Annotated in this window: 6 protein-coding genes; all 6 read right to left on the reverse strand. The window is 61.7% G+C overall.

The window, feature by feature from the left end:
• Positions 1-59 precede the first annotated feature (59 nt).
• Genes ABIQ96_RS11135 through ABIQ96_RS11160 form a run of 6 tightly spaced genes read right to left on the reverse strand, consistent with a single transcriptional unit; the run spans position 60 to position 14,293 of the window.
• Positions 60-2,441 carry a glutamine amidotransferase gene (locus ABIQ96_RS11135; RefSeq protein WP_348214661.1) on the reverse strand — a complete coding sequence of 794 codons (2,382 nt, stop codon included), beginning with the start codon at positions 2,439-2,441 and terminating at the stop codon, positions 60-62.
• Positions 2,438-3,802 (reverse strand): trypsin-like peptidase domain-containing protein, encoded by a 1,365-nt coding sequence (locus tag ABIQ96_RS11140; protein WP_348214662.1) that lies wholly within the window; start codon positions 3,800-3,802, stop codon positions 2,438-2,440. Before ABIQ96_RS11140 ends, ABIQ96_RS11135 begins: the two co-directional genes overlap by 4 nt.
• Before the next feature lie 12 nt (positions 3,803-3,814).
• Positions 3,815-7,558 carry a hypothetical protein gene (locus tag ABIQ96_RS11145; RefSeq protein WP_348214663.1) on the reverse strand — a complete coding sequence of 1,248 codons (3,744 nt, stop codon included), beginning with the start codon at positions 7,556-7,558 and terminating at the stop codon, positions 3,815-3,817.
• A complete protein-coding gene (locus ABIQ96_RS11150; protein WP_348214664.1) occupies positions 7,548-9,473 on the reverse strand; it encodes a VWA domain-containing protein in 1,926 nt (641 codons plus the stop codon). Before ABIQ96_RS11150 ends, ABIQ96_RS11145 begins: the two co-directional genes overlap by 11 nt.
• 3 nt (positions 9,474-9,476) lie before the next feature.
• Complete coding sequence (locus ABIQ96_RS11155; RefSeq protein ID WP_348214665.1) at positions 9,477-11,315, reverse strand: lectin-like protein; 1,839 nt, start codon at positions 11,313-11,315, stop codon at positions 9,477-9,479.
• The gene (locus tag ABIQ96_RS11160; protein ID WP_348214666.1) at positions 11,312-14,293 is read right to left on the reverse strand and encodes a PVC-type heme-binding CxxCH protein; all 2,982 of its coding nucleotides are present in this window, start codon (positions 14,291-14,293) and stop codon (positions 11,312-11,314) included. The genes ABIQ96_RS11155 and ABIQ96_RS11160 overlap by 4 nt, the downstream gene beginning before the upstream one ends.
• Position 14,294: the final 1 nt, after the last annotated feature.

Below are 14,294 nucleotides of genomic sequence, written 5' to 3' on the forward strand. Positions count from 1 at the left end.
CGTGGCAAGGGCGGAGAATCGCCAGATTTCAGGCGGCGGCGAAATTTTCCACGAAATCCTCAGGCGACGCGGCGGGCCAGCTTGCGGATCAGCCATTCCGCGCCCAGCAAAGCCAGCAGGGCGGCCCAGAAAACGGGGCGATCCCATGCCGGGCGCAGCAGGATAACGTCCGACTTTTCGCTGCGGTCAATGTCGGCGCGAAGGGCGTCGGCAGCGTCCTGTGGCGTGGAAACCTCGCGTCCACCCGTCGCTGCGGCAAGGTCACGAAGCAGGTCGGGTGTGGCTTCGACCTTTTCGATTTCAGGATTCAGTGAGAGTACCGGCAGGTTGACGCGGTCCGAAATGGTGCGGGTGTTGGTTTCGCATTCGAAAATGAGTCCGATGTTTTTCGCATCGATCTCCGCAGGAATTTTAATCGAGCCGGTGAATTCGCGGCGGTCGCGATTCCACTTGAGACGCTGGGTTTTGCTGCCGGGAAGCAACAGCCGTGCAGTCACCGGCAGGCCGGGCATTTCCTCGGCGGAAACTCCGGCGGTGATCTCTGCGGAAATGGCGAGTTCCGCACCCGGTCGGGCGACCGAATCCGCCGGCCGACCGCTGATGCCCTCGCCCAGCCGGCGGATGCTGTTTTCCGCAAGCCAGCGCACGGTGTTGACCCAGAATTGGCCGAAATAGGGCGACGGGTGGATCATGCCTGCGGGAACTGCGTCCGCGTCCGTCATGCCGGCCGTGCTTTGGAGGATTTCCGGGCCATGGCCGAGTTCGGTAGTGCTGCCGATGTGAGCTCCTGATTTTTCCTCGCCCCAATGGATATAGTCCTTGGCCCAGCCGCCGTTGGTGTCGCTGAGAAATGCCATGGAACGCCCGCGGCCGTAAGATTGCACGGTGATCAGCGGTCCGCCGCCGTCGGCGTGGAGCCCGATGTTAGTCGCTCCGGGTTTGGCGCGGCGGATGTCGTGGTATCCGTAAAATGTCGGATGATTGGTGATGATTTCCTCGTTCTCCGTCGGGTCCGGAACGATCCGCCAGATCGGATGCGTGCGGGCTGCTTCCGGAATGAGCAGTTCGGTGGCTTTGTTAGAATAGCCGTGGCCGTATTCAACCATGTCAACGGGCGTGATTTTCTCCCAAGGCGTCTGGTCGAAATCGCCGCTGTCGAAGGACGTGTAGCCGCCGATCATGCAGAAGCCGCCGCCGCGCCGCGTGACGAGATCGACGACCCACTGCATTTCCTCATCGGTGAAATTTCCGCGCGGGACGTCACCGCAGATGACGACGTCGTAGTTAAAAAGCTCGTCGCGGGATTTCGGAAATCCGTGCGTTATATCGTACTCCATGCCGCCACCGAGGAAGCGGCGCACTTTGAATAAATTCTTCGAGCTGGAATACTGCGTGATCGGACTGAGCATGTCGGTTTCGATTTCGCCGGTGGCGTCCCATGCCCGCGTCTTGAGTTCCATCGTGTTCCAAACCGCCGTCTGCGTCGCGCTGTAAACGGGGTGGGAAATGTGGGTGCCTTCCATGTAGAGCACGCGGATCTTTGGACTGGTCACCTCTAACTGGAAGGTAAGTTCGTTGTCCTCGGCGATGATGTCCTCGTCGGGTTTCTCCAACACCAGCTTGAAGGTTTCGGCACGGATCCCGGCGGTGAAATCGAGAGAGACCGGCACCGGTTCGTCGGCAGCCTCGACCTTGGTGCTGGCGAGCGTGGTTCCTGTCGCGTTGAGCAAACGAAGAGTCAGCGGTTTTGAAACACCACGGCTGCTTACCCACACCTGCACCGGCACCTTGGCCTGCGGGCGCGCCGAGCGGGCAACCCGGATTCCCGCGATCCAGGTATTTGTCACCGGATCGTTTCCACCGACGGGATGAACATGGATCGGAATGCCCCGGGCCTTCGCGAGACGGGCAGCGGCATCGAGTTCATTGCGATCGTCACTGCCGCCATCGCCTGTGATTAACAATGAAGCCGGCGGTGGTTGGGCGTCGAGCGCGCGGCGGATGGCGTTTCCTAACAACGTGTTGTGTCCGGAGGGCGCGGGTGGTGTGGCGGTGGCGCCGAGGGTTTTCGTTTCCGGACCGTAGCTGTAGCGCTGAAGCGGGCCGGTACCGAATGCCTTCGCGCTGGAGCCGGCAAACTCCGCCGCATCCGTCATCCGCGTGCCAAGCGCCATGCTGGTGGAGGTGTCTAATAAAATAGCGGCGGACCGTTGCGTTTCGGGAGCTTTCTCGGTGGCGACCGGATTCAGCGCGATCGCGCAAAGCGCGGCGATCGTGGCGAAGCGCAGGACCAGCACCAGCGGCTTCGCCCAGCCCCGCAGATTGCGGGCGAACAGGATGAAAACGACGGCTGATAGGGCGGCGAGGCCCGCGAGCGTCCAGATGACCGGGGTGGGAAGAGACGGGTGCCAATCCAGGCCGGGAAGATTGGGTAAAGTCATTCGAGACGGAGGATGACGGTGATCTCGCTGCCGTCGGCGAGAACGGTGAAGGTGTTTACGCCCTTGCGGATGGCTGATTCGAAAGCGGGAGCGCTGGTGGCCTTCTCACCATTGAGGGTAAGGATGATCTGGGCGGGTTTGAATTTTCTAGCAGCGGGAGAGGTCTTCGTGACTTCGGTGATTTCCAATCCCTGCTCCACGGACTTCATCCGCAGCCCGGGGATTTCGGTGATTTCAAAATCTCCGGAAGCGGTGGTGTTTTCATCCGCCAACGTCACCGGGTGTTCGACCGCCGCGCCTTCGTGGAAACCGCCGCAAGCGACGACCTCGCCTGGAGATGATAGAGACAGGATCAAACGGAACACGCCTCGGTCGGATACCGGTTGTCCGTTGATCGAAGTGATCACGTCGCCGCTCTTCCAACCCGCCTTGTCGGCCGGACCGCCTTCGACCACTTCCGCGAGTTGTGCTCCGGAGATGGCGGGAAGCTTGGCTTTGGTGGCGATGTCCTGGTCCACCGATTCACTCCGCGCGCCGAAGAAGCCGCGGTTGATTTTTCCATCGCGCAACAGACGGGTGGCGATGGCTCGTGCGAGATTGGAGGGGACGGAAAATCCGATGCCGATGTTTCCGCCGCCCTGCGAGTAGATCGCGGTGTTGATGCCGACGAGACGGCCGAGCGTGTCAGTTAGAGCCCCGCCCGAGTTGCCCGGATTGATCGGCGCGTCGGTCTGGATGAATCCCTCGAAGGTATTCGTGCCGCCAACATTGAGGCCGGAGCGGTCCAGTGCGGAAACGATCCCGCGGGTGACGGTGAGGCCGACGCGGAACGGATTCCCCACGGCGAACACCGCATCGCCCACACGGACTTTGGCGCTGTCCGCAAATGGCAGGATCGGCAGGTCCTTCGCATCAACCCGCAGCAGCGCGATGTCCGTCAGACGATCGCTGCCGATCAGCTTCGCAGTGAAACGCCGCTTGTCGGTTAGCTCGACGGTGATCGAGTCCGCGGCGTTTCCTGTTTCCAGCGTGACGACGTGGTGGTTGGTGATGATCAACCCGTCGGCGGAGACGATCACACCCGAGCCGACGCCCTGGATGACCGGTTTGTCTTTTTCCTTCTCCTCGTCAGGCCGGAAGTAGCGGTCCATCGGCGATTCGGCGGAGTCGTCGTCCTTCTCCGTGACCTTCGCGAGACGTCCCGGGAAAACGCTGACGATGGCGGGAGTGACCTTGGCCAGCATCTCCGTTTCCGCGCTAACAGGAAGCGGGTTCGTGTCGATGGTGAACGGCGGATCTTCCGCTCTAACGAAACCAACGAGGGCGACGGCGAGCAGGGATAAATAGTTAGGGCGGAACATGGGAACAGTGGATCAAGGTGGGGGAGCCGCCTCGTCGCCGAAGTCGTCGGAAAGCGCGCGGTAATAATCCTCAACGGCGCGGCGGTAAGCGGGCGGCACATTGCCCTCGCTGTTATTGCCACGGGCGAGGCCGGAAATTTCGGCGATCATGTCAGCGAGACGGCGTTCCGCATCGGCGAGAGGCTTCACGTCGGAGGTATTGGGAGCGGCTTTCTCCAGTTCCCGGGCAATCCGTGAAAGCTCGGGATCCTTGAGCGCGTCGATGTTGCGGGCAAGGTCTTGGGTCGCCTTGGTGGTAGGCCGGCCCGGACCATTGCCGGGGGCGCCTTCACCATTTTCGCCGGGCTTGTCGCCGCCCTTGCCGTTTTTGCCTTGGGCTTTCTTCGCGTCTTCGAGGACTTTTTTCGGGATATCGAACGAGAAGCCGCCGTCGTTGGCTTTGGCGAGTTCCTGAGCGGCCTTGCGTCCGGCGTCGCGGCGGGCTTCGGCTTCTTTTTTCAACTCGGCGGCCTGCTCGCGGTTTTTCGCCAGGGCTTCGAGACGGCTTTGCCGGCGAAGTTCGCGTTCCTGTTCGAGCGCGGCGGCGAGGGCCTTGAGATCTTCAGCGGTTTCCTTGCCATCCGTTTTTCCGTTAGCCGCGTTGTTGAGTTTTTTCTCAAGCTCGCTGGAGCCGGTCTCCTTGCGCAGCTCGTCGAATCTCGAATCTTTGCCGGCTTCGGTCTCGCGGTCGGCGAAAAATTTCAGGATGTCGTCGTTGGTCGCGGCCTGGCGCGCGGCTTTCTCCAGTGCCTCCTTGCGCTCGGTCGCGGTATCCTTGGGTTGCTCATTTCCGGGTTTCGCGCCGGGGCCATCGCCCGGTTTCCCATCGGCTTTTTCGCCGGTGCCGGAAGTATTCCCGGCGTTGGGATCGTTGTTGGCAAGATCGCCTTCGCCACTGCCACCGCCTTGGCCGGGTTCTTTTCCGTTAGAATCTCCGTTCTTTCCGCCGGGTGATTGGCCTTGGCCTTTGCCATTGCCCGCCTGTTCGGATTTTGAATCACCTTCGCCCGGTTGGTCGGACTTGCCTTCGCCCTTTCCTTGACCCGCTTGCTCGGATTTCGATTCGCCCTGTCCCGCGCCTTCTCCCTGACCTTGGCCTTCGCCTTGTCCCTTGCCCTGGCCTTTACCTTTTCCGGCCTGCTCGGATTTTCCTTCGCCCTCACCCTTGCCTTCGCCTTCGCCTTTTCCTTTGTCGGCTTGTTCGGACTTGGATTCACCTTCGCCGGCACCGGGTTTGTCGCCAGGTTTCTCGCCGGGCTTTTCGCCAGCTCCGGGTTTGTCCGCAGGTTTGTCGCCCGGTTTTTCACCGGCTTGTTCCTTGGGCTCCTCGGCGGGTTTGTCTCCCTTGTCTTCGGGTTTCGCGGCTTCGGCGGCTTTCTTCGCTTCTTCCGCCATGTCCGCCAGGGTTTGGTCCATGTTCGCCTCATCGAGGGCGCGGAGGTGTTTGGCCACGGCATCGAGTGCGTCGGCGGCGCTTGCCAAGTCAGGCGGCGCGGCGGCTACCGCATCGGTGGAGCGGGTGGAACCGGTGGCTTCGCGGACGAGCTTTTCGGCGTCGGCCATGTGGGAGAGAATCAGGGGCGTGGACTCGGGGTGGTCCATCAGCCGGGCGTGAAGTTCGCCGGTGTCTGAATTGGCGACTTCCTGCTGGCGGCGGATCGCGTTGAGCCGGTCGGTGTCCGGGGAAGAGCCCAACTGTTTGGCGACATCGCGTTCCTCTGCTGCGAGGCGCTCGGCTTCCTTCGCGAGATCGGTTAGTTCGTTGGGAACTTCCTCCGGCTTGGCTTCGAGGCCTTTCCCCTTCGCCTTGAGCAACAACGTCATCAGGTTCTTACGCAGCTCTAACAAAGTGGAAAGCGCCGCATCGCCGCGGTCGAATCCGGGCTGTGGCTTGATGCCATACCAAGCGGCGGCGGACTCGCCCATTTGTGTTACAGCCGCGCCCAGCAGGTTCACATCGTCGCTCGGCCAATTCCCTTCATCCTCAACCTTGGTGTGAAGCTCGGCTCCGTCCTGCTGGAGTTTGGTTTCCCTACCACCCAATGCGGTGATCGTTTCCTTGGCAGCTGTCGGTCCTTGGATGGTGGCGAAGGCGTCCGATAGGATTTCGCGCTGGGCCTTGATGAGTTTCTCGACGTCCATCAGATCGGCTTCCGGAATGGTCATGCCCTCGGATTCCTCGGCGGTCAGCATCTGCCATTTGCGCTTGAACGGGCGGATGTCCACGCCGCGGAACGGGCTGACCGCACGGGCGTCGCCGCGCGGCTTGTAATCCTTGGCCCACGCGAAGAGGCGGACGTTGTCGCGAATCGTTAGAGGAAATGCCTCCAGCGCGGCGGCGGTCATTTCCGATAGGTCGCGCAGGTCGCGGGCCTCGACGGTGCGGGTCAGGATGTCTTTCGATTCACCCTGTGCCTGAAGCACCACGCCGTAGGAGGCGATTCCGAAATCGTCGCGGATGCGGAGGCGAAGCGGAAGCTCGGCCACGGCGGTGGCATCGATGTCCTTGGTCGGCTCGATCCACTCGACAACCGGCAAGGTATCGGGAAATCCCTTGTGACCGAACTGCGTGGGCTCGATCTGATGGCCGCGAGCATCGGTGCCGGTGAGCTCCGCGGCATCGCCGCCGATCATGACTTCCAACGTGGTGGTCAGCTCGCTGCCATCCACCGTGAGCGGAATCTGCGAGCCGCCGGGAAGCTTGAGCGAGGCGCTCGCCATCGGCGCGCTCATTTTGAAATGAAGCGTCGCACGGGTCCCTTCGACCGCATTGATGTCCGCCGTTTCCTGCTTGGTCGGAGCTTGGCCGGTGTATTCGGGAAGCGCGACCTCGGCGGATGATGAAACAAATACCGCGGGATCGACGCATTCCATCGTTCCGAGCGCGGGCTTGCTGTCGCCGGCCTCGATCCGGAAATCGAACGAGCTCTCGGAGGCAGGCAGCGTGATGTCATAACGCCCGGCACCCAACGGATTCATCTGATAGACAAGGTCGCTGCCTTCCGGTTGGAGGACGTGGATCGTGACATTCGTGACGGTGCGGCCGGTGACCAGCGCTTCGGCGCGGGGAAGGCGGTTGCGGTCAAACGTGGAATCCGGCGTCATGTTTTTCACCTGCGTGTAGGTGATGCCGGAAAACGGTGAAACCAGCCGGGCGAATGCCGTGGGAGCCTCGCGGTTGCTTGATAGGAAAAACACGAACCCTGCCAGCGCCAGCGCCCCGGCCGCCAGCCATTTTCTAGCAGGGCTGCGTGGGAGCATTTTTTTCAAATCCAAACCCGCGAGATGGATGCCCGCGCGGCGGAAAAGCTCGTTCTTCAGGACGGGTGAAACCGCGGGCGTGGAAAGCGATGCGTCGCGGGCGGTGCGCAGCATTTGTCCGAATTCCGGATGCGCGGATTCGACCTGCCGCGTCGCGGTGTTGGCGGTGACTTTTCCCGGACGAAGCCAGAGATAACAGATCGCGAGCAGTGCGACACCGAAGAGGATCACACCGCCTGCGGACGCGCGCTGGGTTGGAGCCAAACTGGATGTTAGATCGATCGCGATGGCCGCGCAAACGACCAGACCGAGCCAAACGAAAATCCGCCCGATCCCGGCCAGTCTCACCCAGCGCCGGGTGGCTGCGACCAGCGAGTGAAGCGGCGATTCGTCGAGCGAAGCGGTGCGTGGGGGAGTCGGACCGGACGGTCGCGGCGGGGGAATGTTAGTTGACATGGACGTCAGGCGTTGCGGTTTGACGGATACGGCGGGCGGCAAGCACACTTTCCACGGTGAGTAGTGCCAAAAGGACGGCAAGAATCCAAGGCCAGAGTTCTCCCTCCCGCAGGTGGGATGAGTCCGCCTCGGCGGCGGGAGAAACAATCTCCGGCGGCGGCGCATTCAAGGCGGGAAGTCCGAGCACCTCGCGGAAGGATTTTTCGTCGGAGTTTGAAATGTCGGATTCCGTCACGTCGGCCGTGACCAGCGTGATTCCCGTCCCGTTTTCATAAATGCCCGGCTCGCGGATTTCCTCGTGGCCCGGCGTGACATTGGCGACCGACCGGGCGTGTCCACCGTCTGCGGGCGGACGGGCGAGGTAACCGAAAATCCCCTGCACGAACGGCACGAACGATGGATCCAGCGGCAGGTCCGATCCCTCGCGATTCATCGGATGGGTGACCACGGCGATTTTCCCCTTGTTGGAAAACGCCACTAACGGCGACGCGTCATCGAACTCCATCGCCGATTTCCATCCGGCATCCGGCGGCCAGGTGAAACGCCGCATCAGTGCGACCAATCCCAGACCGCGTGCGGATTCCTGCGTGAGTCCTGCAAGTCCGGGATGAGTGAGATCGCTGCGCCGCAGGAACGCCGGGGCCGGTTCCACAAACGCACGTAAGCCGTTAGGAAAAATTCCGAGAGTCGCCGCGGCCGACCACTCGGCGGGCACCGTCCGGTCGCCGAGGAAAATCGCAAGCCCCGCTCCTTGGTCGAGATGCGTCTGAAGCAAACGCGCTTCGGCGGACGACAGTCCCTGCATGTTGCAAAGCGCGACCGCATCGATGCGCTCACCGGCGGAGGGGATCGAAGTCGAAACCGTCGCGCGGAACGGCGAAAGCGCTTTACCCGCCGCGGAGGCGTGCAGGGCTTTTTCGAGGAAATACGTTTCACTCAAAAACGGCGAGTCTCCCGGATCACCGTCAACCAAAGCAATCCGCTTCGGTTGTGAGGTTTGAAACGCGAACGGACGTCGATCATCCGCCGGCCATGAATCCCCGGCGCGGACCACCGAGACATCGCCTGCCAGAATCCCGTCCTTGGCATCGCCATCCCAGATGAACCTAACACTCCCGCCGTCGGCGGGTGTGGTGGCGGTCACCATTTTGCCATTCGCTGAGGTGAGCAGAAGATTGAGCGGCTCGTTGCCCGGCATTCCGTAAACATGGACGCGGGCTTCGATTTCCCAATGGTCGCCGCCGAAAGGGGTGAGCAAATCCACCTGCTCGACCGCCACATTTCTATCAGTCGGAGGCAGGACCGGATGCATTTCCACGCTCAGTCCGGACGGCCACAAGCGCGACGGAGCTGCGGGTAGAGGCGAGCGCTGGAGATCGGTGAACCAGTGGACGCCGGCCATCGCATCCGGAGCCGATGCAGCACGGTCCACGATCCAGTCCACCGCCGGGCTGAATCCGCTGGGAGAGCCGGGGATCGGCTTGTAGTCGTCCAGCGAACTGAGGACTGTTACTTGGTCCGATACCGCGGCGATGACGGGACGGGTCGCTTTCGGCAGCGACTCGATGGTTTTCCGAGCCTGCTTGCGGATGACATTCGCCTGTTGGAGAGTGATGGATCCCGACGCGTCGAGAAGGACCAGGAATTCTCCGGCGGCCGGCGGCACGGGCGCGGGCTTCGGGAAAAACGGCCGGGCGAATACGAAGGCTAACAGCAAAATGGCAAGGCACCGCGCGATCAGCAAAGGCCATTGCTCGATGCGGCTCATCCGGTGGCGGTCGCGGACGATGGGATCGAGAAACTGCAGCGAGCCCAGCCGGATCCGAAGGTATTTCCGCTTCTTCGTCAGATGCAGCAGCCACGGAACGGCGACGGCCAGTCCGGCTGCTAGAAATGCTGCGTGGATGAAGGACATGGTTTAGCGGGCGTGGGGGAGGCCGGGAAGATCTTTGGCAAGCTTTGCTCCGCCGGCGGCGAGCAGGCCGGGACCGTAGGGGCCGACCGGGCTGCTGAAAACGGCGAGGGATCCGGGGCCGAGTTGTTTCACGTAAAACACCTCAATGTCGTGTTCACCCTCCTCGAGCATCCACGTCGTGACGATTTTCGGCTCGAAATTGGTGTTGGTCCGGCCGTTGAAATCGAAGGAGTCGGACTTGAGGTGGAAGTCGCGGTTGCCTTGCGCATCCTGCGCGACGCCCGCGATTTCGCCGCCGTTGATGCGCAGCGCCGCCTGGCCTGCGGCGTGGATGCCGATCTGATAGAGTCCGGTTTTCGGGACGACCAGCCGGGCCTTCGCCCGCAGCGGCCAATCTCCGCCCTTGGGCTTGCCTTTCTGATTCGGAAACGGCAGCGCGGCGGGGAAATGCGTCGTGTTGACCTCGGGCGCATCGGAGAAATTTAGTGAGGGCAGGCCGCTCACGGAAACGCAGCCCAGATCGAGTTCGAGTTCCATCAATCCCGACTGCAAACTCATTTCCTGCTCGCCCTTTTTCTTTTCCCGCGGCAGCGAGGCATCGACTGTCCAGCCTGCGGCGGTTAGACCGAGCGCCGGCACCGGTTCCGCCGAAGGAACATGGCCCAGCGGCCGCCAATCGGTGGTCGCGCCCTCGGTTTCATAAACTCCGGCAGCCGATAGCACATGAAATTCTGAACCCGCCGTCTGGGTCATCCACATCCCTTCGACGATGTGGTCGCCGGCGGGTAGATCGATGACGCCCAATGCCTTGGTGCTGAAATTTCCGTTAGGCTGGGTGAGAGTCAGCGGGTCGAGCGGATCGATGAATCCGTCGCCATGTGCGGCCTTCCATTTCAGCCCGCCGATACGAAGGGCGAAGGCATCCTCAGCGGACACGGCGAGAGTGTAGGTGCCTGCGGTCTCGACATGGATTTTCCCGACGACGGCTGCGATGAAAGGGCTGCTTCGCGGGAAGTCCGGAAAATTACCAAGTTGCGCGGCTCCATCCGACATCAGCCAGCCTTGGCGGTTGACGTCGGGCGTTGAGGTCCACAGCCATGGTTGAAGCAAACAGGCAGTGCTTTCGTTAGGAGATGCATCGGCGGCCGGATCGGCAAAAGGATCTGCATCTGCTTTTCCGTTGAGACTCCTCGCAGCTCGGGAGATTGAATTCTCACTGGCATACTTCCACGTCGCATTCCATTTTCCGGAAACACGCGGCGGCATCACCACACCTTCGGGCCACGTTTTCTGCAGCGCGATCGCTCCCTCCACCGGCTTCGGCGAGCGGGTTTCCCATTCCACGACGAAGCCCAGGTTGGTGGGTGCCTGTTGTCCGACGCCGTTGCCGGTGTCGCACCAGTGGCCGTAGCGCTCGATGAACACCGCGTCCTCGCCTGCGGCGGACCAATCGTCCGGCTCGCTGGGTTTCCAGTTAGAAAACGTCAGCGGCTCGCCGGTGATCCATTTCCAACCGTCGCGCGGGTGCGCGCCCGCCTCATGGCCGCCGAAGCGCTCGTCGTCGGTGAGCCCGCACCAGACGGACTGGCGGTTGGCGACCTCCCGGACGAATTGATTTTCCGCGATGGATGAGAGCGTCACGAGATGTCCTGCCAGCGACGGATCACCGGCGGGCGCCTTCATCTCTTCCGCAAGACGTTTGGCCTCATCCCAAGTGGAGAAGCTGCCGACGAGCTGATAGATATTCCACGTGCCACCGGCGCCGAACGGAGCGGTGTAAATCTCTCCGGCAGGAGAAACGCCGGAAAGTGCGAGAACGGAGATGAGGATGCGGCTTGTCATTTTTGATCGGCCTGGTCGGCGCGGAGATAGGCAAAAAGGTTGTTCAACTGTTCGTCGGTTAGTCCGTCGATCAGGCCTTCCGGCATCGGCGACGTCGTTTGCGTCTGGATGTTGGCGACCGCGTCATTCTTGATCGGCTGTTCGCCCTGCTGGCTGCGGATCACGAGGCCCGAGGCGTTTTTCGAAATGATGATGCCGCTGACAATGGTGCCATCCTTGCGGGTGACGATCGACAGGCGTCCTTCTTCCGGAACCTGGGCCGATGGATCGACGATGGACTGCAACAATGATGGAAGATCCGCGCGGTTGCGGCCGGTTAGGTCCGGTCCGAGTTTTCCGCCCTCGCCGTAAAGCGTGTGACAGATGCCGCAACTCTGGGTGAACAGGATCCGACCTTTGTTAGGATCGCCGGGTTGATTCGCGGCGAGGAGTTTGGTGGCGCGGGCGAGGCTGGCTTCCTTCTGCGTTTGCGTGCGCGCGGGATCGCCCCAGGATTTGAGAACGGCGGCATGGAGAGCGGCGTCACCGCTTTCGGCTAGATTCCGTGCCTGGGCGGAAGTTAGGAAATCGGATTTGATAGTTTTTTCCCCAATCGCGTCGAGCAAAAGCAAGGCCCATTCCTTGCGGGTGACCAAGGTGTCGATCACTGCATGGCGTTCGGCCTCGTCGTAATTGGGCCAGTTCTGAATGAAGCTTGAAGCGATGGCGGGTTGGTCGAAATACCGCATCGCGCGGATGGCCGGGATCCGCAGTTTCTTGTCGCGGAAAGCCTGGCTGACAATCGCGATGGACTCCCTGGTCTGAGCCGCGGCGAGTGTTTCCAGTGCGACGGATTTGTCCGCCAGCGATGCCTGTGGATCGTTGATCTGGTCCCTCAATCCATCGAGGGCTTCACGGTCGCCAAACAGAACCGAGGCGGAAAGCGCGAGACCGCGCACGGCATTGTCACTGGAGGCCAGCCATTTTTTGCGCAACTCCGGCCACGTTTTCGGAGCGGCCATGAAATTGTTTCCCTTGCGGGCGGTTTCGATGGCCGCCGAAATAATGGCCACGGGATTTTCCTGTGCCGCCGCCATGGTGAAAATCGCATCGAGCCCTTCGCTCCCGTCGTTCTCGACGAGGTAGCGGGCAAGGAACGTGGCGAAAGTGGCGGACTTGCAACCGGCAATGAGTTTCCGCGCATCGCTGCTGGAGAAGTCAGGGTTCTGGATCCGGATATGCCACAGCAGTTGGGCGGTGCGGGCATCGATCGGGCGGGTCTCGCGGCCGATCAAAGCGGTAGTTAGATTATCGCGTGTTTCGGCGGACAGAAGGCGGGTGTCCGAGGCGAGATGGAGCACTACCCGCGGCGACGCATCCGTTTTCGCCATTTCCAGAAATCGGGCGGCGGTCGCTTCCGGGGCTTTCCGATCAGCCCAATAGCGCGCCGCCATCGAGCGGACCCGTTCGTCGGCATCGTGCGATGCGGCCGTTAGCTGGGCGTCTTCCAACAGGTCGGCACCTTGGAGCGTGGACAGCGCGCGCAGTCGGATTTTGAAATCAGCGTCGGAAAGCATTTTCCCAAGTTTCGCGATGGTCTCGGGCGAGGTCTTTTTCAGCAATGACCGGTGCTGGAGAGTCCGCAGCGCGTCTCTCGCGGGTTCCTCGCGATCCCTTGTTAGGAGATCGAGCAAGGCCGCGTCATCCATCGTGTCGATTGCGGCCACCGGCTGGAGCGGCGCGGGTACCATCCTGAAAATACGGGCGCTGTTGCGGTGGATTCCGCTCTTGTCATGGCATTCGCCGGTGTCCGACCAATCGGAAACGAAGAACGCGCCATCCGGTGCCGCGACGACGGAAACGCCACGGAACCAATGGTCAGCGGGCTTGATGGGATCGCCGATCCGATGGGAGACATAACTCGATCCGGCGGCTTCGATCGTGTCCTCGTTGATCCGGCCACCGTGGATGTTAGACATCAGCGTGTGGCCGCGCATGGTTTCCGGCCACGAGTTGCCATTGCAAATCAACAGTCCGCAGTGCGAATGCCCGCCGCCGAACGCGTCATTGGCGTCAGCCATTTCAAAACGTTCCTGCCAGGACGCCCACCAATCCTTGCCCGGCGCGTAGTGAGGAGCGGCTTCGATCGGCAGCGTGCGGCCGTATTCGGAGGGAAATTCGCGGGCACCGAATCCCCAATCGTAGAGCGAACCGCCGATGATGTGCCAGAGGTGGCCGTTGCAATTCCCCGAAGCGAACAACTCGCCGTCGTCATTCCAGTCCAGTCCCCACGGGTTGGTCATGCCTTGTGCGACGATTTCCAGTTTTCCGCTAGGCGGGTGATAGCGCCAGATCCCGCTGCTGAATCTTCCGGGCGACGAGCCGCGTGCCGAAATGGGCGACGATGTCCCCATCTGCCCTTGTCGTCCGTAAAGCCAGCCGTCGGGACCGAATGTCAGTCCGTTCGCGATGTTCCATCCGCCGCTGGTGTTCCAACTGCTGATCTGACGGACCGGCGCTTTGTCCGGTTTCAAATCGCCATCACCGTCCGGATAGAAAACCAGCGCCGGCGGCGCGAGAACCCACACTCCTCCGAAGCCGATTTCGATGCTGGTGATGCCATCCAGACCTTCGGCGAAAATCGTGCGTTTGTCGGCGGCTCCGTCACCATTCGTATCTTCAAGCACGGTGATCCGATCCTGCATGGATCCGCTGTCGTTAGGATACCAATAGGCCTCCGCCACCCAGACCCGGCCGCGCGCGTCCACCTTCATGTCGATGGGCTGGCGCACCAGCGGTTCCGAGGCGAAAAGCGTGGCCGTGAAACCTTCCGGCAGTTTCATCGATTTCAACGCCTGTGCCGCAGGCATCGGACTGCCCGATTCCGTGTCAAACACGCGGACATCATCCTTGGAGGTGGTGACGCTGCTTTTGGTCGATCGAACCTGCCCCTTGCAGGCGGTCATTCCCAGAATCAGCGCGATGGTAACCGGCCGCATG

The sequence above is a fragment of the Luteolibacter sp. genome (assembly GCF_039920825.1).
In the GTDB taxonomy this organism is placed as follows: domain Bacteria; phylum Verrucomicrobiota; class Verrucomicrobiia; order Verrucomicrobiales; family Akkermansiaceae; genus Luteolibacter.